This window comes from Roseibaca calidilacus (genome assembly GCF_001517585.1).
Classification (GTDB): domain Bacteria; phylum Pseudomonadota; class Alphaproteobacteria; order Rhodobacterales; family Rhodobacteraceae; genus Roseinatronobacter; species Roseinatronobacter calidilacus.
The window spans coordinates 1,720,023-1,742,743 of sequence record NZ_FBYC01000004.1 but is presented as its reverse complement, the minus strand read 5'-3'; the positions used below and the strand labels follow the sequence as shown (position 1 = coordinate 1,742,743).

The window sequence follows — 22,721 nt, the reverse complement described above, 5'->3', positions numbered from 1 at the left end:
CTTATGCCTGTGCGGCCAAGGCGCGCGCCAGATCGCCATATCCTGTGAAACGCCGCTCATAGACTAGCCCCAGACGGGCGGCGCAATCGCGGGCCTTGGCGTCCAGCGCCGGATCGTCGGTCTGGGCCTGATAGATCAGCTTGGTATAATTGCCGAACATCATCTGGATCAGTTCGGGGTGGCGGTCAAACCCCATGGGCTGCCACACGAAGGCGTCAAACTGCCGGACAAGAAAATCGGTCAGGTAGAATGCCGTGATCTCGTCCTCGGCATGGGCTGCGAACCTGTCCACACCTTCAAAAAACGCGTAGCAATGGGGGCCTGCGACCATCTCGACACCCAGCGCATCGCAGCGCGCCTGCAACAGCCCGCCCGTGCCGCAATCGGCGTAAACGACAAAAATCCGCGCGTAGTGTGCGCGGTTTTCCTGAACGGCGCGTTCCACCGCGTCGGGAATACGGTCGGGCCACAAATGCAGATTGGCAGGCAGGCACTGCAAGTCCATATGGTCCCAGCCATTCGCGGCTTTCAGCGCCAAGATTTCCCGCGCCAGCGCCCCGCAGGCCAGCAACAAGATTCGCCCCGCACCAGTGGCGCGCAGCCCGTCCTTCGTCAGGGTGCTGTCATCCAGATGCATGGCCTTTCTCCGCTGCCTTGGCTGCGTTCCAAAGTGCATCCATCTCTGCCAGGTTGCTATCCTCTGGCCGACGGTTTTCAGCCGCAAGCGCCGCTTCGATGGCGCGAAAGCGGCGGGTGAACTTGGCATTGGCGGCGCGCAGGGCTTCTTCGGGGTCAACCTGCAAATGCCGCGCCAGATTGGCCATCACGAATAGCAGATCGCCCATTTCTTCCGTGATCTCGGCTTGCGTCAGGGTCGTGCGCGCCTCGACCAACTCGGCGCTTTCCTCGACAATTTTGTCCAGCACCTGCGCCGTATCGGGCCAATCAAAGCCCACGCGCGCGGCGCGCTTTTGCAGCTTGACCGCCCGCATCAACGCGGGCAGGCCCAGCGCCACATCATCCAGCACGCCGCCTTGCGCGCGCGCGGCGCGTTCGGCGGCTTTCACCGTTTCCCAGTCCTGAACTTGCTGCGCGGCCGATTTTTCGCGGCTGTCATCGCCGAACACATGCGGGTGGCGCGCGACCATCTTGTCGCTGATCGACTTTGCCACATCGGCAAAGGTGAAATGCCCCGCTTCTTCGGCCATTTGCGCGTGATAGACCACCTGCAACAGCAGATCGCCCAATTCGCCTTGCAGGCCAAGCCAATCCTGTTTTTCGATCGCGTCGGCGACCTCATAGGCTTCTTCGATCGTGTAGGGCGCGATGCTGGTAAAATCTTGCTCTATGTCCCAAGGGCAGCCCGTCTTTGGGTCGCGCAGCGCGGCCATGATCGCGCGCAGCCGAGTGACAGAGCCATCGGGCGCGAAGATGATCGGGTCATGCGGCATTTGGTTTGCCCTTCCATAGCCCTTGCGCGGCCATGGCGGCCACAACCGCCAGCCCCAGCAGCGCAAGGGTCAGCACCGCAGTATTCTGGCCCGCATTGTCCACGGCAATGCCGAGCAAGGCCCAGCCGACCGCCGCGCCATATTCCGGTACCTGCGGTTTGCGCCACAGCACTGCCAGCGCCACGCCCAGCGCCATCAGAATGCACAGCACCGCCGCGCCGGTGCCACTTAACCAGCCATAGCCGCCCAGCACCACACCCAGCGAGACATGCGCCGCCGCCGTCAGCCAACCCGCATAGAGCGCGACGGGCGCTTGTAGCCACCAGCGGTCAGCCCGTGGTGCGCGCAGCAATGCCCAAAGCGCGCATCCCAGCATCCAAAAAATCAGCACGGTCGCGGTGACCGGCGCAAAGCCCGCCACCCAAAGCCATGCGGCCCCCGGCCCAAGGCTAAGGGTCAGCGGCAGTGCCACGCGCTGCCAGCCAGCATCGGTCTTGCGCCGCAACAGTCCATAGGCCGCCATTGCGCCCAGCCAGATATAGATCACGCCCCAGATTGCAAAAGCATAGCCCGCGGGCTGCACCGGCGGGTCGGTCTGCGCAACCGGGAAGCTGCCCGGCGCATAGCCCATGAACGGCTCTGTCAGCGAGGGTGACAGCAAGAAAGCAAGAGTGGCGGCGGCAAGGGCATATATCTGTATCATGCGCTACAGATAACAGCCATGCGCCCGATGCCAAGCCAAAACACCGCCCCGGAGGGCGGTGTTTCGCGGACCTTAGCGGTCTTCAATCTCGACATAGTCGCGGCGCGGCGCGCCCATGTAGCGCTGGCGCGGGCGACCGATCTTTTGCTCTGGATCGGCGATCATCTCTTTCCACTGGCTGATCCAGCCCACGGTGCGCGACAGCGCGAAAATGGGCGTGAACATCGAGGTCGGGAAACCCATCGCTTCCAAGATGATCCCCGAATAGAAATCGACATTCGGATACAGCTTCTTGTCCACGAAATAGGGGTCTTCCAGCGCGATACGCTCCAGTTCCTTGGCGACCTTCAGGGTTTCGTTGTTTTCAATGCCCAGCAGCCCCAGAACCTCGTCCGCGGATTGCTTCATGACCTTGGCGCGCGGGTCGAAGTTTTTGTACACGCGGTGGCCAAAACCCATCAGGCGGAACGGGTCGTCCTTGTCCTTTGCGCGGGCGATGTATTCGGGAATACGATCAACCGTGCCGATTTCTTGCAGCATTTCAAGGCAAGCTTGGTTCGCGCCACCATGCGCCGGTCCCCAGAGGCAGGCGATGCCAGCGGCAATCGACGCGAAGGGGTTCGCGCCAGAGCTGGACGCCAGACGCACGGTCGAGGTCGAGGCATTCTGCTCATGGTCGGCATGGAGCATCATGATCCGGTCCATCGCGCGGCTCAGGATCGGGTCGACAACATAATCCTCGGCCGGCACCGAGAAGCACATGTGCAGGAAATTGCCCGAATAATCGAGGCTGTTCTTCGGATAAACGAAAGGCTGGCCAATCGAATACTTGAACGCCCAAGCCGCAATCGTGGGCATTTTCGCGATCATGCGGATCGACGCGACCTCGCGCTGCCACGGGTCGCTGATATCGGTCGAATCGTGGTAGAAAGCCGACATCGCGCCAACAACGCCCACCATGATGGCCATCGGGTGCGCGTCACGGCGGAAGCCGCGGAAGAAATACTGCATCTGTTCATGCAGCATGGTGTGACGGGTGACGCGGGCCTCGAAATCTTCCAGTTCCGCCGCGTTGGGCAGTTCGCCATACAGCAGCAGGTAGCAGCATTCCAAGAAATGCGATTTGTCGGCCAATTCTTCGATCGGGTAGCCGCGATACAGCAATTCGCCTTTGTCACCGTCGATATAGGTGATCGTCGACGAACAGGACGCGGTCGAGGTGAAGCCGGGATCGTAGGTGAATACATCGCCTTGCGCATACAGCTTGCGAATATCGATCACATCCGGCCCGACCGAAGGTTTCATCACCGGCAGGTCGATGACCTTATCACCGATCGTCAGCTTTGCCGTTTCAGTATCCGCCATTGCGCTTCCTTCATCACTGTCTGCCGGCACGATGGCCGCGCAGATGGGCTACGGTCACGGCACACATGCGCCGACTCAGTCTGTCACGTCCGCTAGTCGCGCGAGTGTCTCTGCGCGGCCAAGGACAAGCATCATGTCGAATACGCTGGGGCTGGCCATTTTTCCGGCAAGGGCAGCGCGCAAGGGTTGCGCCACCTTGCCAAGACCAAGGCCATGCTCTTGCGCCAACGCGGCGACACTATCCTCCAATTCCGTCCGCGTCCAACTAGCAGTTTGCAAGCGCGGCGTCAATTCTCTCAGTATACCGCGGGATACATCGTCCAGCGCCTTTGCGGCTTTCTCGTCGGGCACCAGCGGGCGATCCACCAAAACAAAATGAGCCTTTTCAATAATTTGGTCAAAGCTCTTGGCTTTCTCTTTCACGAAAGGCATCGCGGTCAGCAAGGCATCATTCCGCGGCTTGGGGAAGGGTTGTTCCCCTTTGGCGCTGCGATATGCCTGCAATTCATGCAGCAGCGCAGCATCGTCGGCCACGCTCATATGCTGGCCGGTCAAATGGTCCAGTTTTTTGAAATCAAGCCGTGCGGGCGATTTGCCGATTCCCTTCAGGTCGAACCACTCTTGTGCCTGCGAATCGGTAAAGAACTCGTCATCGCCATGGCTCCAGCCCAGCCGGGCCAGATAATTGCGCATGGCGGCTGCCGGATAGCCCATTAGCTGGTATTCCTCGACCCCCAGCGCGCCGTGGCGTTTGGACAGCTTTTTGCCATCCGGGCCGTGGATAAGCGGGATATGCGCCCAGATCGGGACATTCCAGCCCAGCGCCGTGTAGACCAGCATCTGCCGGGCGGCGTTGTTCAGGTGGTCATCGCCGCGAATGACATGGGTGATTCCCATGTCATGGTCATCCACCACCACGGCCAGCATATAGGTCGGCGTGCCGTCCGAACGTAGCAACACCATGTCGTCCAACTGGTCATTGCGAATGCGCACATCGCCTTGCACTTGGTCGTGGATGATCGTCTCACCCTCCAGCGGGGCTTTTACGCGCACGACAAAGGGCGCATCCGGGTGCGTGGCCGGGTCGGCGTCGCGCCAAGGCGAGCGGTAGAGCGTCGAGCGCCCATCGGCCCGGGCAGCCTCACGGAAGGCTTCGATCTCCTCTTGGGTAGCGAAGCACTTATATGCTTTGCCTTCTGACAACAGTTGATGCGCCACTTCGGCATGGCGGTCGGCGCGGTCGAATTGGCTGATCGGCTCGCCATCCCAATCCAGACCAAGCCATGTCAGGCCTTTCAGAATTGCCTCTGTCGCCTCTGGGGTCGAACGTTCGCGGTCGGTATCCTCGATCCGCAACAGGAATTTGCCGCCCCGCCCGCGTGCGTAAAGCCAGTTGAACAAAGCCGTTCGCGCCCCCCCGATATGCAGATACCCGGTGGGCGAGGGCGCGAAACGGGTGACGACGGGCATTTGGGACATTTGGGTCTTAACCTTTTGGAAACCATCGGAGAGGCATGCTTGGATAGGTTCTAGGCAAGGGCAGGGGATAGGGCAAGGGTGGCTGTCACCGGCATGGATGACACAAGGGCGCGCCTTGGCGATGGCCCGGTCGCGCAGGCCTTGGCCGCGCAGCGCGGGCGGCTGTTTTTGTTCGTGCCGGTCTGTCTGGGTATCGGCATTGGGGTTTACTTCGGCTTGCCCGTGGAACCGACCCAAGCGCAATGGGTATGGCTTGCCGGCGCAATGGCCTGCCTTGGCGCTATTGCAGTGGCGTTGCCCGTGCAGGTGCGCCCGCTTGCCATTGCCTGCCTGTTGGTTGGCGCAGGGGGCGCGCTGGCTGGGTGGCGCACCCATAGCGTTGCCGCGCCGGTGCTGGACTACCGCTATTATGGCCCGATCGAAGGCCGCATCGTGAAGGTTGACCGCGCGGCCAGCGGTGCCCTGCGGCTGACGCTGGACCGCCCAAGGCTGGCGCAGCTCTCGCCCGCCCGCACCCCGGCACTGGTGCGGATTTCACTGCACGGCGAACAGGGCTTTGTCACCCCGCGACCGGGATTGCGGGTTATGACCACCGGGCATCTGTCGCCGCCGCCCGGACCATCCGAACCCGGCGGCTTCGATTTTCGCCGCCATGCATGGTATGAGCGCCTTGGCGCGGTAGGCTACACGCGTGTGCCGGTGCTGGAACTGGCGCAAGAGGGCGGCAAGCCCTTGGGCGCAGTGCGCGCCCGCCTGTCGCAGGCCATTCAAGACCGGATGCCGGGTGCTGCGGGGGGCTTTGCCGCTGCCATTCTGACCGGCGACCGCTCTGGCGTGGATGTCGCGCATCTAGAGGATTTGCGCAATTCCAATCTTGCGCATCTGCTGGCCATTTCCGGCCTGCATATGGGGTTGCTGACGGGGTTCGTATTCGCCGCGCTGCGCTTTGTTCTGGCGCTATGGCCTGCGTTCGCGCTGCGCGTGCCCACGCGCAAACTGGCGGCGCTGGGGGGCTTGGCGGCGGGGGGGCTGTATCTGGCGCTCTCGGGCGGGAACGTGGCGACGCAGCGCGCCTATATCATGGTCGCGGTCATGTTCGTCGCGGTGTTGCTGGACCGGCGCGCGATTTCCTTGCGCAGCGTGGCCATGGCTGCTGTGATCGTGCTGGTCCTGCGGCCAGAGGCGCTGGTGCAGGCCGGGTTCCAGATGAGCTTTGCCGCCACAGTGGCTCTGGTCGCCATTTTCCGTGCGCTGAACGACGATGGCACATGGCGCGGGCGCGTGCCGCGCTGGGCAATGCCGGTGGTGTCGGTCGTGCTGTGTTCGGTCGTGGCAGGGGTTGCGACCGCGCCGATTGCGGCGGCCAGTTTCAACCGCCTGGTAGAGTATGGGCTGCTGGCCAACCTGGCCGCAGTGCCGCTGATGGGGCTGGTCATCATGCCCGCAGGCGTGCTTGCGGCGGTGCTGGCCCCTTTCGGTCTGGAAGGGTTGGCGCTGGCCGTGATGACCCCGGCGATTGATTGGATCCTTCTGGTCGCGCGCTTTGTTGCGGGGCTGGACGGCGCCGTGACGGGCGTGGTGCAACCGCCCGGCTGGGTGATCCCGACCATGGCGCTGGGCGCGCTTTGGCTGATTATCTGGGCGGCGCCCGCGCGCTGGTTGGGGGTGCCAGTTATGGCTTGCGCGGTGCTGGGCTGGGCCGTGGCGGACCGGCCCGCGTTGCTGATCGCGGATAACGGCGCGGTGGTCGGGCTGATGGGGCCAGAGGGCCGTGTCCTAAGCCGCGCGCGCTCTGGCGCTTTTGCTGCCGGAAGCTGGTTGCAGGGCGATGGTGATCTGGCGTCGCAGGAACAGGCGCAAACGCGTGGGTCGCATGGGCCAAGTGACGCTATTGTCTTGCTGAAAGGGCGCGGGGTGGATGTTGTCCACCTGTCTGGCAAGCGCGCGCTGGAAGGGGCAGAGGCGCTGTGCCTGCCGGGGCGCATATTCGTTACAAACACCGATCCGGACACGCCAATCGCCGGGCCATGCCAAGTTCTGACCCCGCGCGCGTTGCGCGCCAGCGGTGCCGTGGCCATCTGGCGCGGCACGCAGGGGCCGATCTGGCGGACCGTGCGCGAGGATGCGGGCGCGCGGCCATGGACCGCGCGTTAGCAAGCTTAGGCGTTGGCTTCGCGGATCTTCTCGGCGGCGTCCTTGTCGAAGCTGACACCCTTGGCGCTGAACAATTGGTCCAACTCGCCCGAAAGCGTCATCTCGGTCACGATATCGCAACCGCCGACGAATTCGCCCTTAACGTAAAGCTGTGGAATGGTCGGCCAGTCGGAATATTCCTTGATGCCCTGACGGACATCTTCATCGGCCAGCACGTTCACATCGGCATAATCCACGCCCATGAAATTCAGCACCCCGGCCACGCGGCTGGAAAAGCCGCATTGCGGCATGGTCTTGGTGCCTTTCATGAACAACACCACGTCATTCTCGGTGACGGTTTTCTTGATCGTCTCTTGGGCGCTCATGGCAATCCTCTTTCGGTTCAGGCGGGCGGTTCAGTTGGGCTGTTCAGTCGGGGGCTTTGGTGGTCAGGGCCAGTGCGTGCAATTCGCCATGGCTGCCATCCATCTTGCCTTTCAGGGCGGCGTATACCGCACGCTGTTGTTGCACGCGGTTCAACCCGCGAAAGCTGTCGTCGATCACCTCTGCGGCGTAGTGGTTTCCGTCGCCGGCAAGGTCGGTGATCGTGACTTTCCCGTTTGGAAAGCTCTCTTTCAGCAGCGTTTCAAGTTCTTCGGCGGAAATGGCCATGCGTGTGGTCCCTGTCTGGTCTGGGGAGATAGGTAATCCCCGCGTTTTCGTGAATCAAGCCGCGCCGATGGCTTTGGCGAAACTGCCGCGATAGAGCGCGGACAAATCAGCCAATGGCGCGCTGTCGCCGCCCAAGCTGACCGTGTCGCCGCCAAAGCGCCCGACCATGGCAATGCTCACGCCTGCTTGGCCTGCGGCGACCATCAGCGCTTCGGCCTGATCGAAGCTGGCCGCAACAAGGTAGCGCGCCTGATCTTCGCCAAACAACTGGCCCAGATCACCGCTGTCGAGCGTGACGCCTATGCCGGCCGCTTCGGCCATTTCGAACGCAGCCAGCGCAAGGCCGCCATCCGACAGGTCGGTTGCCGCCGTGACCAGCGCACGGTTCGCGCGCAGGAACTCGCCATTGCGGCGCTCGGCGTCCAGATCGACATAGGGCGCATCGCCGGCTTCGATTCTTGCCGCTTCAGCCAAGAGCGCGGATTGGCCCAGATGGCCCGTGGTTTCGCCAATAACGACCGCCAGATCGCCCGCAGAGGGCAGGCCCGCAATCAGATCGGCCATATCCGCAATCAGACCCACCGCACCGATGGTCGGTGTGGGCAAGATGGGGTTGCCGTCGGTTTCGTTATACAGGCTTACATTGCCCGACACGATGGGCATATCCAACGCGGTGCAAGCCGCACCGATGCCCTGAATGGCACCGACGAACTGGCCCATGATCTCTGGCTTCTCGGGGTTGCCGAAGTTCAGGTTGTCGGTCGTGGCCAAGGGCACGGCCCCCACGGCGGTCAGATTGCGATAGGCTTCGGCCACGGCCTGTTTGCCGCCCTCGAACGGGTTGGCGCGCACGTAGCGCGGCGTGACATCGCTGGTGAAGGCCAGCGCCTTGTTGGTGCCATGCACGCGCACCACGCCCGCGCCAAGGCCAGGGGTGCGCACGGTGTCGCCCATGACCTGACTGTCATACTGCTCCCAGACCCAGCCTTTATGGGCGTAATTGGGCGAGGCGATGAGCGCGCGCAGCCCGTCCATGGGGGCGATTGCAGGCAAGTCTGGCAGGGCATCCGCTGCCGGTGTTTCCACCCAAGGACGGTCATATTCGGGCGCGCTGGAGGACAGCTTCGACAGCGGCAGATCCGCCACCACGTCATTGCCATGCAGGATCAGGAAGCGATCTTCGGCAATGGTTTCGCCCACGATGGCGAAATCCAGATCCCATTTTTCGAAAATGGCGCGGGCCTCTGCTTCCATTTCTGGCTTCAGGACCATCAACATGCGTTCCTGCGATTCGGACAGCATCATCTCATAGGCGGTCATCGCCGCTTCGCGTTGGGGCACATTATCAAGCTGCAACTTCACGCCCAAGCCGCCCTTGTCGCCCATTTCCACCGCCGAACAGGTCAGGCCCGCCGCGCCCATGTCCTGAATGGAAATCACGGCACCCGATGCCATAAGTTCTAGGCACGCTTCCAGCAGGCGCTTTTCGGTGAACGGGTCGCCCACCTGCACGGTCGGGCGCTTTTCTTCGATCGTGTCGTCGAATTCGGCGCTGGCCATGGTGGCACCACCCACCCCGTCACGCCCCGTTTTGGCGCCAAGGTAAACAACGGGCATACCCACACCGCTGGCCGCCGAATAGAAAATCTTGTCGGCATCGGCCAGACCGGCGGCAAAGGCGTTCACAAGGCAGTTGCCATTATAGGCGGGATGAAAGCGTACCTCGCCGCCCACGGTGGGCACGCCGAAACAATTGCCATAGCCGCCCACGCCTTCGACAACGCCTGATACCAGATGCGGGGTTTTCGGATGGCTGGGTTCCCCAAAGCTGAGCGCATTCATTGCGGCAATGGGCCGTGCGCCCATGGTGAACACATCGCGCAAAATGCCGCCCACACCAGTCGCAGCCCCCTGATAGGGTTCAATATAGGACGGGTGGTTGTGGCTTTCCATTTTGAAGATGACCGCCTGCCCATCGCCAATATCGACCACGCCCGCGTTTTCACCGGGGCCACAAATGACCTGCGGGCCGGACGTGGGCAGGGTGCGCAGCCATTTCTTAGAGGATTTGTAGGAACAATGCTCGTTCCACATGGCCGAGAAGATCCCAAGCTCGGTAAAGCTGGGTTCACGGCCGATGATGTCGAGGATGCGGCTATATTCGTCGGGCGACAGTCCATGCGCTGCGATCAGGTCAGGTGTCAGGGCAGGGTCGGTCATGGTTGGCATCCTCTCAGGCAAGCTTGCTGCCTCATAGGGTATCATCTGCCCAAGAAAAAGGGGGCAAACGGCGGACATGGCCGAACGGCATTGCCAGAGCGCGGGGCATTCACCGCAAAGCGCATCGCAGGCCAGCGTTGCCGTTCTGGAACGTAGCGGTGCGCCGGTTGCGCAAATGCGCAAAAAAAGGCCGAGCAAAATGCTCGGCCGAAGTCCAACAGGGAGGTTAAGACATGAAAGATCCTCAATCACGCCTTACTTGCCTAGTAAATGACCAAAGACATGCTGCGCAAGTTAAATTCCCTTGCTTAGTGCACAACTCCGCTATGCGTTGCATACATGCCTCAGGCAAAGGCCGTCCGTCAGGGCTGAATCTGGCGTGCCCGGCGGTAGGCTTGAATTTCCTGCACAACGAAATCGCGGAAGGCCGCAATCCGGCGCGAATGGCGCAATTCTTCGGGGAAGGCCAGAAATACCGGGATATCGCCGCTCGCCACTTCGGGCAGGACATGCACCAGTTCGGGGAAGTCCTCTGAGACGTAATCGGGCAGAACGCCGATCCCCAAATGGTTCAGCACCGCCTGCAACACGCCGAAATAATTGTTCACGGTAAACGTGGACCGCAATGTGCGTGCGTTTAACTCGCGTATAAGTTGCGCGCCAACGCTGACCTGTGCCGATGTCACATTCTGCGAAATCAGCCGATAATCCGACAGGTCATCGACAATCGCCGGGGTGCCATTGGCGCGCAGGTATTCGGATGTTGCGAACAGCCGCATGTTCACATTCATCAGGCGCTTGCGGATCAGGTCGGCTTGGCTGGGTTCCTTCATGCGTATCGCGACATCGGCTTCGCGCATGGGCAGGTCCAAAACCCGTTCTTCCAGCATCAGGTCGATTTTCAGTTCCGGGTATTGCGCATACAGCGCGGGCAGGCGCGGGGCCAGAAACAGCGTGCCAAAGCCGGTGGTGGTGGTCACGCGCAATTCGCCGAACACTTCATCCTCGCTGTCACGAATGCGCGCAGAGGCGGATTCAAGCTCTCGTGACATTGCCTTGGTGGCGTTGAACAGCAATTCGCCCTGTTCAGTCAGAATCAACCCGCGCGCGTGGCGGTGGAACAGGTTGGCATCCAGCGTTTCCTCCAGCGCGCGAATTTGCCGGCTGACCGCTGATTGCGACAATTGCAATGTGTCTCCAGCATGGGTCAGGCTGCCTGCATCGGCAACTGCATGAAAGATCCTAAGTTTATCCCAATCCATAGTGTCTGTTACTTCTGTGTTTGCGCAATCTTCGCGCGCGTTCTAGGCGGAAAAATAACCTGTGCAAAGCATGACCACGCCATTATCCCGCATTTGTTAGGGTATCATGAATGCTGATGCTCTGCTGTGAATTACCTTGCCGAAAAGAACAGGATGGATTTTCGCGCCCGTGCGGCCTAATCATGCAGCGATTGCCCGCGGCGGTGCCGCCGCGCTGGGCGCTGTGATTCATGGGTGGGCAAATGGCAGTCGGCGTGTTCGATTCGGGCTTGGGTGGTTTGACGGTGCTGGGCGCGCTGGTGGACAAGCTGCCGGATGTGCCTTTTGTCTATTTTGGCGACAATGCGAACACCCCTTACGGCACGCGCAACGCTCAGGAGATATTTGATCTGACCTGCGCCGGGGTGGAACGGCTTTGGGCCGAAGGTTGCGATCTGGTGATTCTGGCCTGCAACACCGCCTCTGCCGCCGCGCTGAAACGGATGCAGGAAACATGGGTGCCGGCGGACAAGCGCGTGTTGGGCGTGTTCGTGCCGCTGATAGAGGCATTGACCGAACGCCAATGGGGCGACAATTCCCCCCCGCGCGAAGTGGCGGTCAAACATGTGGCGCTGTTTGCGACACCTGCGACCGTCTCTAGCCGGGCATTCCAGCGCGAACTGGCCTTTCGCGCCATTGGCGTCGATGTCGAAGCCCAGCCCTGCGGCGGCGTGGTCGATGCGATCGAACTGGGCGATATGATCCTTGCCGAAGCGCTGGTGCACAGCCATGTCGAATCGCTCAAGCGCCGAATGCCGCACCCGCAAGCGGCTGTTCTGGGCTGCACCCATTATCCGCTGCTGGAAGATGCCTTTCGCGCCGCCCTTGGCCCCGATGTCGCGGTCTATTCGCAACCCAAGCTGGTCGCAGACAGCCTGTCCGATTACCTTACGCGCCGCCCCGAAATGATCGGGCCGGGGCAGCAGACGATGTTTCTGACCACGGGTGACGCGGCCAATGTCTCTCGCAAGGCCACGCAATTTCTGAAACGCCAGATCAGCTTTCAACCGGCCTGATCTTCATCTTGCCAAAATACTCACGGCACGCGGATTGCCAGTCTGTGCCGTTGTCAGGGGACTGTCACCATGACCAAACGCATCGCCATCCTTGGGGCTTCGGGCTATACCGGCGCGGAACTTGTGCGCCTGCTTGCCACCCATCCCGAATTCCGGATCGTTGCATTGACCGGAGAGCGCAAGGCGGGCCAGCCCATGGCGTCGGTCTTTCCGTTTTTACGGCATCTGGACCTGCCGGACCTGTGCCGCATTGACGAAGTGGATTTCGCATCGGTCGATCTGGCCTTTTGCGCGCTGCCCCATGCGACCAGTCAGGCTGTCATCAAGGACTTGCCGCGCAATTTGAAGATTGTCGATCTGTCCGCCGATTTCCGCCTGCGCGACCCGGCCGCCTATGAAAAATGGTATGGTCAGCCCCATGCTGCGCCCGATTTGCAAACAGAAGCGGTCTATGGCCTGACTGAATTTTACCGCGATGATATTCGCGCCGCCCGGCTGGTTGCGGGCACTGGCTGCAATGCCGCGACCGGGCAATATATCTTGCGCCCGCTGATAGAGGCGGGCTGCATTGATCTGGACCGCATTATCCTTGATCTGAAATGCGGCGTGTCGGGCGCTGGGCGGTCATTGAAGGAAAACTTGCTTCATGCCGAACTGTCCGAGGGCACACAGGCCTATGCGCTGGGCGGCACCCATCGGCACTTGGGCGAATTCGATCAAGAGTTTTCCGCCATTGCAGGCCGCGAGGTGCGCATTCAGTTCACCCCGCATCTGCTGCCCATGAACCGGGGCATTCTGGCCAGCGCTTGGCTGGATGGCGACCCACAGCGCATTCATGCGGTTTTAATGGACCGATATTGCGCTGAATCATTTCTTCATGTGCTACCTTTTGGCACAACACCATCGACTCATGATGTGCGCGGATCGAATTTCGTGCATATTGGGGTTGTGGGCGACCGTATACCGGGCCGCGCGCTGGTCGTGGGCGTGCTGGACAACCTGTGCAAAGGGTCCAGCGGGCAGGCGGTGCAGAACGCGAACCTTATGCTGGGCCTGCCAGAGACGACTGGTTTGATGGGTGCGCCCGTCTTTCCGTAAAGCGAGGATGAGATGAAGAGCCTGAAGAAGACCCGCCGGATCCAGATCATCGCCGTGGCGGCGGTGGCGCTGACGCTGTCGACCGCGCTGATCGGCTACGCCATGCGCGACGGGATCAATTTCTTCCGTTCGCCCAGCCAGGTGGTCGAAGCGCCGCCCCCCGCAACAGAGGTGTTCCGCATCGGCGGCTTGGTTGAACCGGGGTCCATCGTGCGGGGGCAGTCCGATACGGTGCGCTTTCGGGTAACGGATGGCCCGGCCTCTGTCGAAGTGACCTATCGTGGCATCTTGCCCGACCTGTTTTCGGAAAACGAGGGGATGGTGGGCACCGGACGTTTCGTCAATGGCGTGTTCGAAGCCAGTGAAATCCTTGCCAAGCATGACGAAACCTACATGCCGCGCGAGGTGATGGAAGCGCTGAAAGAGCAGGGGGAATGGCGTGGGCCGGACCCGCAGGCAGAGCCGCGGACCTGACGCGATCTGCCGGATATGCTGGCCATATCTTGTGGATAAGGTGCATTTACCTACATTATGCAGTTGCGGCGCTTGACTCTGCCGCATCGGCGCTGCCATCTTGGCGGGGCATAACCAATGGCCCCACATGCAGTTTACGCGCCTGCGCCTCAATGGCTTCAAAAGCTTTGTTGACCAGACGGATCTGTCGATCCATCCGGGGCTGACCGGCGTGGTCGGCCCCAATGGTTGCGGCAAGTCGAACCTGTTGGAAGCGCTGCGCTGGGTGATGGGCGAGAATCGTGCCAGCGCCATGCGCGGCTCTGGCATGGACGATGTGATCTTCGCAGGCACCGACAGCCGCAGTGCGCGCCATTACGCTGAAGTCACCTTGCAGGTCGACAATTCCAACCGGCTGGCCCCTGCGGCGTTCAATGACGCCGACACGCTGGACATCGTGCGCCGCATCACCCGCGACGCGGGCAGTGTTTACCGCATTAACGGCAAGGAAGTGCGCGCGCGCGATGTGCAGATGCTGTTCGCCGATGCCTCGACCGGGGCGCATAGCCCGGCGCTGGTGCGGCAGGGCCAGATCTCTGAGCTGATTTCTGCCAAGCCAAAGGCGCGGCGGCGCATTCTGGAAGAAGCCGCCGGGATCTCTGGCCTCTATGCGCGCCGCCATGATGCCGAATTGCGGCTGCGGGCGACGGAAACCAACCTTGACCGCCTGTCCGACGTGATAGAGCAGCTGGCCACGCAGCTTGCCAGCCTTGCGCGCCAGGCGCGGCAGGCAGAGCGCTACCGCAAGATCGGGGCAGAGCTGCGGCGCACCGAAGGGATGTTGCTGTATGCCCGCTGGCGCGAAGCCGATGCCGCGCGGGCCGACGCGGAAAACACCCTGCGCGCGGCCCTGACCGGGCTGGCGCAGGCCGAGAGTGCCGCGCAAAACGCAGTGCGCGCCCGCGAAGAGGCAGAGGCAAAACTGGACCCGTTGCGCGAGGAATCGGCGGTAGCGGGCGCGGTGCTGCAACGGCTTGCCGTGCAGCGCCAAAGCCTCGATTCCGACATGGAGCGCGCGCAGGCTCAATTGCGCAGCCTTCGGGCGCGACTCGGGCAGTTGGATCAAGACATTACCCGCGAAGCGGCTCTGAACACCGATGCGCATGACACGATCGCCCAGTTGGAAGATGAGCAGGCCAAGCTGCAACAGGCTGGCGAGGGCGCAGAGGCGCGCCAGCAACAGGCCGACCAGCGCCGCGATGCCTTGGCCCGGCAATTGGCAGAAGCGGAAGCGCAGCACAGCGCCGCCACGCAAGAGCGCGCGCGCCTGACGGCACAGGCCGAAAGTGCCGCCACGGCGCTGTCAGAGGCCACGCGCAAATTGCAAATGGCCGAAGCAGCGGCCCGGCAGGCCGATGCGGCTCAGGCTGCCGCAACCGCCGATCTGGACCGCATGGCGCAAGACCTGTCGCAGGCCGAAACCGAACTGCGACAGGCCGAAGATCTGGCCACCCGCGCCGAAGAGACATTCGCCCAGACCGAAGCCGCCCGTATCGACGCGCAGAGTGCCGAGGCCAGCGCGCGCGCCGCCCGGTCCGAGGCTGAGGGCAGCTTGCGCAGCCTGCGCGCAGAGGAAGCTGCGCTGGCCAAGCTGGTTGCGCGCGATACCGGCCCCGTGGCGCAGTTGCTGGACAGCCTGACCGTGACGTCAGGCTATGAACAGGCGCTGGGCGCCGCGCTGGCCGACGATTTGCGCGCGCCCGTGGCCGATGGCGGGTCTGGCTGGGTCGGGCTGCCCGAATATGACAGTCCCGCCCCCTTGCCGGGGCAGGCCGCACCGCTGGCCCCGCATGTTACCGGCAGCGCTGTTCTGGCGCGCAGGCTGTCGCAGGTGGGGATCGTGACGCCAGAGGCGGGCGCGGCTTTGCAGGCGTCTTTGGCACCCGGGCAACGTCTGGTCACGCGTGCGGGGGATTTGTGGCGCTGGGACGGGTTTCATCTGGCCGCGCGGGATGCCACCAGCACCACCGCGCTGCGGCTGGAACAGCGCAACAGGTTGGCAGGGCTGCGCGATGATCTGGCGCAGGCAGAGCAAGCGGCCAAATCCGCTGCGGCGGCGCATGATACGCGCAAATCGCGGCTGGACGCGTTGACGCAGGCAGAATCGCAGGCGCGCCAAGCCCGCAAAGCCGCCGAAGCGCAGCTGAACGATGCGGCCCGCGCCTGCTCGCGCATGGCCGCGGCGCGCGACACAGCCGCTTCGCGGTGCGACGCGGCACTGGCGCAGGCAGACCGCGCCCGCGCAGAGGTAAGCGCGCTGGCCGACGGGTTGGACGCATTGCGCCGCGCGCAGCATGATTTGCCCGACCTGACGCAGGCAGGCGCGCGGCTGGAAGCGCTTTCAGCCCAAGTCGCAGAGCTGCGCAGCGCGTCCATGGCTGCGCGCACGCAAGCCGATGATTTGCGCCGCGACAGCACATCCCGTGCGGCACGGGCGCAAGATATTGCCAGATCGATGGACGGATGGCGCAAGCGGCTGGGCACGGCGTCGGACCGCGTGGCGGACCTAACCGCTCGCCGCGACGAGGCGGAACGGCGGTTGGCCGAGATGCGGGATGCGCCGGCGCAACTGGCACAGACGCGCGCCGCCTTGCAGCACGAGGTTGCCCGCGCCGAGGCCCGCGCCACCGCCGCGGAAGATGCGCTGAAAGCGGGCGAGGCCGCCGCCCGTGCCGCTGCCACAGCCGACCGCGCCGCCGAGGCCGCCCGCGCTGATGCCCGCGAAGCCCGCGCCCGCGCCGAGGCGCAGCGCGAGGCTGCACAAGCCGTGGCCGACAGCGCCACCGCGCGCATTGCCGAAGCGCTTGACTGCGCGCCTGCGGCGCTGCTGGACGAACTTGCAGTGGACCCGGCCGAGCTTGCGCAGCCCGCGCAACTGGATGCTGACCTTGTCCGGTTGCGCCGCGCGCGCGACGCTTTGGGCGCGGTCAACCTGCGGGCGGAAGAAGACGCGCGCGAGGTCCAGAAAGAGCATGACAGCCTTGTGCAGGAAAAAGCCGATCTGGAAGCCGCCATCGCCAAGCTGCGCGCGGGGATCGCCACGCTGAACCGCGAAGGGCGCGAAAGGCTGCTGGCGGCTTTCGACAAGGTGAATGCGAATTTCAGCATGTTGTTCAAACATTTGTTTACCGGGGGTGAAGCGCGGCTGGTGCTAGTCGAATCCGACGATCCGCTGGATGCGGGGCTAGAGATTATGTGCCAGCCGCCGGGCAAAAAACTGTCTACGCTGTCGCTATTGTCGGGCGGTGAGCAGACGCTGACCGCGCTGGCGCTGATTTTCGCGGTATTCTTGGCCAACCCCGCCCCGATCTGCGTGCTGGACGAGGTGGATGCGCCGCTGGACGATGCCAATGTTGCGCGTTTCTGTGACCTGTTGGACGAGATGACCCGTCGCGCCGACACGCGCTATTTGGTAATTACCCATAACGCATTGTCCATGGCGCGCATGGACAGGCTGTTCGGGGTTACGATGGGCGAGCGCGGCGTCAGCCAATTGGTCAGCGTGGACCTGTCGCAGGCCGAAGACATGGTGGCTTGACCGGCTGACGGGTTTTGAACATGTTAAGTGCATCTTGCCCAAGGTGCTGCCATGCCAGATCGTTCCGCCAGCCCGCTGATGACCCCGGTCTTGATCGGCGGTTGCATCATTATCATGATCGGTTTTGCCATTCGCGCCAGTTTCGGGGTGTTCCAGATCCCGATTGCCGAGGAATTCGGCTGGTTGCGCGCCGAGTTTTCGTTGGCGATTGCGATTCAGAACTTGGCTTGGGGCATTGGCCAGCCGTTATTCGGTGCGCTGGCCGAACGCTTTGGCGACCGGCGCGCGATCTTGCTGGGGGCGTTGGTCTATGCGGCGGGGCTGGTGCTGTCATCCTTCGCGGTCACGCCAGAAGCCCATCAATGGTTGGAGATCCTTGTGGGTTTCGGCGTGGCGGGCACCGGTTTTGGCGTGATCCTTGCCGTGGTCGGGCGCGCGGCATCGGATGAGAACCGCAGCGTGGCGCTGGGTATTGCCACGGCTGCGGGCAGCGCCGGGCAAGTCTTTGGCGCGCCGGTGGCGGAAATCCTGCTGGGATTTTACAGTTGGCAGACGGTGTTCTTGATCTTTGCCGCCGCGATCATTCTGGCAATGCTGGCCTTGCCGATGATGCGCGCGCCCGCACCTGCCAGCCGCGCAGAGTTGGAACAAAGCATGGGCGCGGCATTGCAACAGGCCGCGCGCGACCCCAGCTTCACGCTGATCTTTCTGGGCTTCTTTTCCTGCGGCTACCAATTGGCGTTTGTCACGGCCCATTTTCCGGCCATGGTGACCGAAATGTGCGGACCGATTGACCCGAACGGCATGTTGGCGGGGTTCGGGATAACCACGACTTCGGCGCTGGGCGCGGTCTCTATCTCGCTGATCGGGCTGGCCAATATCGCGGGCACGATCTTCGCGGCTTGGCTGGGCAAACGCTATTCCAAGAAATACCTGCTGGCCAGTATCTACATGGCGCGCACAGTGGTCGCGGCAGCCTTCATTTTGTCGCCGATCACGCCCGCATCGGTGCTGATCTTCTCTTTGGTCATGGGGGCGCTGTGGCTGGCCACGGTGCCGCTGACCTCTGGCCTGATCGCGCATATCTACGGGTTGCGCTATATGGGCACGCTCTATGGGATCGTGTTTTTCAGCCATCAATTGGGCAGTTTTCTGGGCGTCTGGCTGGGCGGCGAATTGTATGATATTTACGGCGATTACACGCTCGTGTGGTGGGTGGGTGTCGCCGTGGGCCTGTTTTCGGCCATTGTGCATCTGCCCGTGCGCGAACGCAGCCTGAACGCGCGCCCGGTTTAGGGGGCTTTGCCCCCGTCGCGCGTGCCGCGCGACTCCCCCAGGATATTTTTGCAAGGATGAATTAGCGGTATCGCGCCGCGTGCTGACCGGCCCAATGCGCCGTGGCAAGGCAGGCGGTCAGCAGGTAGCCGCCAGTGGGCGCTTCCCAGTCAAGCATCTCGCCCGCCGCGAAGGTGCCGGGCCATGCGTGCAGCATCAGGCCGGGGTCGAATTCGGAGCGCATAATGCCACCGGCGCTGGAGATTGCTTCGGCCAGCGGATGCGGCGCGCCCAAGGGCAGGGGCAGTGCTTTGAGGGTTGCGCCGTCGGGGTGGCGCGTCAGTTCGTTGACCAGCGCAAGGCGCGCCCCGGTCAGGCCAAGCGCCTTGCGCAGGCGGTTGGAGCGGGATTCTTTGGCCGGGCGGCGGGCAAGGCGGGCGTTGAGCGTGCTCGCGTCGAGATCGGGAAAGAGATCGAGTATAAGCGCCGCCCCCTCGCGCAGGTGGCGCGAAAGCGCATAGATGCCGCCGCCTTCGACACCGCGCGCCGAGAGCACGAATTCGGCGCGAAGGGCGTGATCGCCCGCCGACAGGCGCACGCCCTTTATGGGCTGGCCGAAATATGGGGTCATATGGCCCGACCACGCGACAGAGAAACCCATATTCGCAGGCTGGAACGGCGCGCAGGTGATGCCGCGCGCGATGAGGTGATCGCGCCAGCCGCCGTCCGACCCAAGCCTTGGCCAACTGGCACCTCCAAGTGCCAGAACGGTCGTGCGCGGCGCAAGACGGCGCGGGCCAGTTGGCGTGGCGAAGTCGAAGGCCCCGCCAGTCCAATGCCAGCCGCGATGCAGGGTCGCGCCAAGGCCATCAAGCCGGGCAAGCCATGCGCGCAACAGCGGCGAGGCTTTCATGGCGCGCGGAAAGATGCGCCCGGACGTGCCAGTAAACAGCGGCTGGCCCAGCCCTTCGGCCCAAGCGTGGATCTGGTCGGGCCCGAAAGCGCGCAGCATGGGCGCAAGCCAGTCAGCGGCCTGTGCGTAGGTGGCGATCTGGTCGGGCAGGGGTGCGGCGTTCAGCAGGTTCAGCCCCGATTTTCCGGCCATCAGGAATTTGCGCGCGGGCGACGGTTTTGAGTCGCAGATCGTGACGCGGCGCCCGGCGCGGGCCAACACTTCGGCGGCCATCAGCCCGGCCGGGCCTGCACCGATCACAAGGGCGTCGCATGGGTCCGCCTGCATTCTGGACATGCCTTTCGGTAACGGGTGGTTCATCGGTGCGCGCTATTGTGGACTTGCGCGGAACCCCGCATAGTTTGGAACAGGGAGAGTGCCAAGGCTACATGCATGACCATTGTTGGTTCTTATAACATCCACAAGGCAGTCGGAACCGATATGCGGCGTGATCCGGCCCGCGTGGTGCGGGTGATTGCCGAAATGGGGGCTGATATTGTCGCCCTGCAAGAGGTGGATCGCAGGTTTGGCGACCGGCGGGGTGTGCTGGACCCTGCGCATCTTGCGGAAGAGACGGGGCTGACACCCGTGGTCCTGACCGACCGTTTGGGCAAGGCCGCGCATGGCTGGCATGGCAACCTGCTGCTGCTGCGCGGCGCTCAGGTGGAACAGGCAGAAGCCGTGACGCTTCCGGGGTTGGAGCCGCGCGGCGCCATCGTTGCCGATATTCGAATGAATGGGCGCCCCCTGCGCTTGATCGCGGCGCATCTGGGCCTGTTGCGCCAGTCGCGGCTGTTGCAGGCGCGGTTTCTGGCCCGGCATGTCGGCGCGCCCGACGGGCGGCCCACACTGGTCATGGGCGATTTCAACGAATGGCGCTTGGGCGCGGATTGTGGGCTGATGCCGCTGCGCCGCGAATTGCGCGCAGTCAAGCGTTCTGCGCTTACGCGCCCCAGTTTTCCCGCGCGAATGCCGGTCTTGCCGTTAGACCGTATCATGGCCTGTCCGCAACTGGACCTGCACGACCTGCGCGCGCATGACAGCCCGCTGGCGCGCCGCGCGTCCGACCATCTGCCCCTGCGCGCTGTGCTTCGCTTGCCCCAAGCCCAAAGCGCGGTTATGTGAGCGCGGAACGATCAGGACAATATAAAGGGGCTAGGCATGGCCGAGGCGAAGAAACTCTTCATCAAGACCTATGGCTGCCAGATGAATGTCTATGACAGCGAGCGCATGGCCGAAGCCTTGGGCACATCGGGCTATGTCACGACAGAACGGCCAGAAGAGGCCGATATGATCCTGCTGAACACTTGCCATATCCGCGAAAAGGCGGCGGAGAAGGTCTATTCCGAATTGGGCCGTTTCAAACCGCTGAAAGCCGCCAATCCGGACCTGAAAATCGGCGTGGCGGGCTGCGTCGCGCAGGCCGAGGGCGAAGAGATCATGCGCCGTCAGCCCTTGGTCGATCTGGTTGTTGGCCCGCAGACCTATCACCGCCTGCCCGCCATGGAAGCGGCGGTGCGCGCTGGCGCAAGGGCGGTGGACACCGATTTCCCCGAAGAGGACAAGTTCGACCATCTGCCGCGCGGCCCGCGTGCCGCCCGTGGCCCGACCGCCTTTCTGACCGTGCAGGAAGGCTGCGACAAGTTCTGCGCGTTCTGCGTTGTGCCTTATACGCGCGGGGCCGAAGTGTCGCGCCCGGTCGACCGTATCATGGCCGAAGCCCAAAACCTTGTCGCCCGCGGCGTGCGCGAGATCACGCTGCTGGGCCAGAATGTGAACGCCTATCACGGCATGGGCGAGGGCGGTGCATGGACGCTGGCGCGGCTGATCCGCGCGTTGGCCCGTGTCGACGGGTTAGAGCGCATCCGCTTCACCACCTCGCACCCCAATGACATGGAAGATGACCTGATCGCGGCGCATGGCGATGAGCCCAAGCTTATGCCCTATCTGCACTTGCCCGTGCAATCGGGCAGCGACCGCATTTTGAAAGCCATGAACCGCAAGCATACGGCCGAAAGTTACCTGCGCCTGATCGACCGTCTGCGCGCCGCGCGCCCCGACTTGCTGTTGTCGGGCGATTTCATCGTCGGCTTCCCCGGCGAAACCGAGGCCGATTTCGAGGACACGATGGCACTGGTGCGCGCGGTGCACTATGGTCAGGCCTATAGCTTCAAATATTCGGCCCGACCCGGCACGCCTGCCGCCGAGCGCGCGACCTTGCCCGACGACCTGGCCAGCGACCGGCTGCACCGGTTGCAGGCGCTGCTGACAGACCAGCAGCGCGCCACGCAGGATTCGATGGTGGGGCGCGAAGTTTCGGTTCTTTTCGAAAAACCGGGCCGCCAGCCCGGTCAGCTTGTCGGCAAATCCGAATACCTGCACGCGGTGCATGTGCAAGCGCCCGCCGATCAGGTTGGCCGGATCGCCCGCGTCATGGTCACCGGCAGCGCCACGAACTCGCTGGCCGCCGTTCTGGTCTGAAGCGCCGCTCCGGCACCCGCCTAGCCGTGTTCCTTCATCAAGCGGCGTTTCTGCTTGTCCCAGTCGCGCTTGGCTTCGGTCGCGCGCTTGTCGGCCAGTTTCTTGCCCTTCGCCACGCCGATCTTCAGCTTCACCAAGCCGCGATGGTTGAAATACATCACCAAGGGCACCAGCGTCATGCCGTCCTTGGCCGTTGCTGCCCATAGCCGCGCCAATTCCTTGCGTGACGCCAACAGCTTACGCCGCCGCCGCTCGTCATGGCCAAAGGTCTTGGCTTGCAGATAGGGGGCGATATAGCTGTTCACCAGCCATAATTCGCCATCTTCCACCGTCGCGTAGCTTTCGGCAATATTCGCCTTGCCGGTGCGCAGCGATTTCACCTCGGACCCGGTCAGCATGATCCCGCATTCTAGGTCGCTCTCGATAGCGTAATCATACCGCGCGCGGCGGTTTTCAGCGATGATCTTGTAATTCGGGTCGGATTTCTGGGCCATTGCACGCAAATAAGGGCCGCGCGCGCCCGT

Annotated in this window: 19 protein-coding genes; 8 read left to right on the top strand and 11 right to left on the bottom strand. The window is 63.0% G+C overall.

Annotated features, from left to right (window positions below; translation table 11 throughout):
- Nucleotide 1: 1 nt before the first annotated feature.
- The 5 genes from AWT76_RS12100 to gltX all read right to left on the bottom strand — a co-directional run bounded on the left by AWT76_RS12100 (nt 2) and on the right by gltX (nt 4,998).
- Entirely contained in the window at nt 2-637 is a 636-nt protein-coding gene (locus AWT76_RS12100) for a DUF1638 domain-containing protein (RefSeq protein ID WP_072246566.1), read from the bottom strand.
- On the bottom strand, nt 624-1,451 hold the full coding sequence (mazG, locus tag AWT76_RS12095; protein ID WP_072246565.1) for a nucleoside triphosphate pyrophosphohydrolase: 828 nt from the start codon (nt 1,449-1,451) through the stop codon (nt 624-626). Before mazG ends, AWT76_RS12100 begins: the two co-directional genes overlap by 14 nt.
- A complete protein-coding gene (locus AWT76_RS12090) occupies nt 1,441-2,154 on the bottom strand; it encodes a hypothetical protein (protein ID WP_072246564.1) in 714 nt (237 codons plus the stop codon). The genes mazG and AWT76_RS12090 overlap by 11 nt, the downstream gene beginning before the upstream one ends.
- 72 nt (nt 2,155-2,226) lie before the next feature.
- Nucleotides 2,227-3,519: a citrate synthase gene (gene gltA, locus AWT76_RS12085; protein WP_072246563.1), complete on the bottom strand. Its 1,293-nt coding sequence runs from the start codon at nt 3,517-3,519 to the stop codon at nt 2,227-2,229.
- A 75-nt stretch (nt 3,520-3,594) separates the two neighbouring features.
- On the bottom strand, nt 3,595-4,998 hold the full coding sequence (gltX, locus tag AWT76_RS12080; RefSeq protein ID WP_072246562.1) for a glutamate--tRNA ligase: 1,404 nt from the start codon (nt 4,996-4,998) through the stop codon (nt 3,595-3,597).
- Between the two features lie 93 nt (nt 4,999-5,091).
- Between gltX and AWT76_RS12075 the strand changes: the two genes are divergently transcribed.
- Nucleotides 5,092-7,152 (top strand): ComEC/Rec2 family competence protein, encoded by a 2,061-nt coding sequence (locus tag AWT76_RS12075; RefSeq protein WP_072246561.1) that lies wholly within the window; start codon nt 5,092-5,094, stop codon nt 7,150-7,152.
- Between the two features lie 5 nt (nt 7,153-7,157).
- Here the strand turns inward: AWT76_RS12075 and grxD are convergent, their stop codons facing one another.
- The 4 genes from grxD to AWT76_RS12055 all read right to left on the bottom strand — a co-directional run bounded on the left by grxD (nt 7,158) and on the right by AWT76_RS12055 (nt 11,285).
- On the bottom strand, nt 7,158-7,517 hold the full coding sequence (gene grxD, locus AWT76_RS12070) for a Grx4 family monothiol glutaredoxin (protein ID WP_072246560.1): 360 nt from the start codon (nt 7,515-7,517) through the stop codon (nt 7,158-7,160).
- 43 nt (nt 7,518-7,560) lie between these two features.
- The gene (locus AWT76_RS12065; RefSeq protein ID WP_072246559.1) at nt 7,561-7,803 is read right to left on the bottom strand and encodes a BolA/IbaG family iron-sulfur metabolism protein; all 243 of its coding nucleotides are present in this window, start codon (nt 7,801-7,803) and stop codon (nt 7,561-7,563) included.
- A gap of 54 nt (nt 7,804-7,857) precedes the next feature.
- Nucleotides 7,858-10,023, bottom strand: a complete 2,166-nt coding sequence (gene purL / locus AWT76_RS12060) for a phosphoribosylformylglycinamidine synthase subunit PurL (RefSeq protein ID WP_072247687.1) — start codon at nt 10,021-10,023, stop codon at nt 7,858-7,860.
- A gap of 362 nt (nt 10,024-10,385) precedes the next feature.
- A complete protein-coding gene (locus tag AWT76_RS12055; protein ID WP_072246558.1) occupies nt 10,386-11,285 on the bottom strand; it encodes a LysR family transcriptional regulator in 900 nt (299 codons plus the stop codon).
- 242 nt (nt 11,286-11,527) lie between these two features.
- Here AWT76_RS12055 and AWT76_RS12050 point away from each other — a divergent pair, with 242 nt between their 5' ends.
- From AWT76_RS12050 to AWT76_RS12030, 5 genes are all read left to right on the top strand, one after another.
- On the top strand, nt 11,528-12,340 hold the full coding sequence (locus tag AWT76_RS12050; RefSeq protein ID WP_072247686.1) for a glutamate racemase: 813 nt from the start codon (nt 11,528-11,530) through the stop codon (nt 12,338-12,340).
- Between the two features lie 69 nt (nt 12,341-12,409).
- The gene (argC, locus tag AWT76_RS12045) at nt 12,410-13,438 is read left to right on the top strand and encodes an N-acetyl-gamma-glutamyl-phosphate reductase (RefSeq protein WP_072246557.1); all 1,029 of its coding nucleotides are present in this window, start codon (nt 12,410-12,412) and stop codon (nt 13,436-13,438) included.
- Between the two features lie 12 nt (nt 13,439-13,450).
- Nucleotides 13,451-13,912 carry a cytochrome c maturation protein CcmE gene (gene ccmE / locus AWT76_RS12040; protein WP_072246556.1) on the top strand — a complete coding sequence of 154 codons (462 nt, stop codon included), beginning with the start codon at nt 13,451-13,453 and terminating at the stop codon, nt 13,910-13,912.
- A gap of 127 nt (nt 13,913-14,039) precedes the next feature.
- Nucleotides 14,040-17,489, top strand: a complete 3,450-nt coding sequence (gene smc / locus AWT76_RS12035) for a chromosome segregation protein SMC (protein ID WP_072246555.1) — start codon at nt 14,040-14,042, stop codon at nt 17,487-17,489.
- Between the two features lie 51 nt (nt 17,490-17,540).
- Nucleotides 17,541-18,785 carry an MFS transporter gene (locus tag AWT76_RS12030; protein ID WP_072246554.1) on the top strand — a complete coding sequence of 415 codons (1,245 nt, stop codon included), beginning with the start codon at nt 17,541-17,543 and terminating at the stop codon, nt 18,783-18,785.
- 61 nt (nt 18,786-18,846) lie between these two features.
- On the opposite strand, the gene AWT76_RS12025 is transcribed toward AWT76_RS12030, so the two are convergent.
- On the bottom strand, nt 18,847-20,004 hold the full coding sequence (locus AWT76_RS12025; RefSeq protein WP_072246553.1) for a BaiN/RdsA family NAD(P)/FAD-dependent oxidoreductase: 1,158 nt from the start codon (nt 20,002-20,004) through the stop codon (nt 18,847-18,849).
- A 105-nt stretch (nt 20,005-20,109) separates the two neighbouring features.
- On the opposite strand from AWT76_RS12025, the gene AWT76_RS12020 reads away from it, so the two are divergent.
- Nucleotides 20,110-20,841, top strand: a complete 732-nt coding sequence (locus tag AWT76_RS12020) for an endonuclease/exonuclease/phosphatase family protein (protein ID WP_072246552.1) — start codon at nt 20,110-20,112, stop codon at nt 20,839-20,841.
- 36 nt (nt 20,842-20,877) lie between these two features.
- Nucleotides 20,878-22,197: a tRNA (N6-isopentenyl adenosine(37)-C2)-methylthiotransferase MiaB gene (gene miaB, locus AWT76_RS12015; RefSeq protein WP_072246551.1), complete on the top strand. Its 1,320-nt coding sequence runs from the start codon at nt 20,878-20,880 to the stop codon at nt 22,195-22,197.
- 20 nt (nt 22,198-22,217) lie between these two features.
- On the opposite strand, the gene smpB is transcribed toward miaB, so the two are convergent.
- Nucleotides 22,218-22,691: an SsrA-binding protein SmpB gene (gene smpB, locus AWT76_RS12010; RefSeq protein WP_072246550.1), complete on the bottom strand. Its 474-nt coding sequence runs from the start codon at nt 22,689-22,691 to the stop codon at nt 22,218-22,220.
- Between the last annotated feature and the right edge of the window lie 30 nt (nt 22,692-22,721).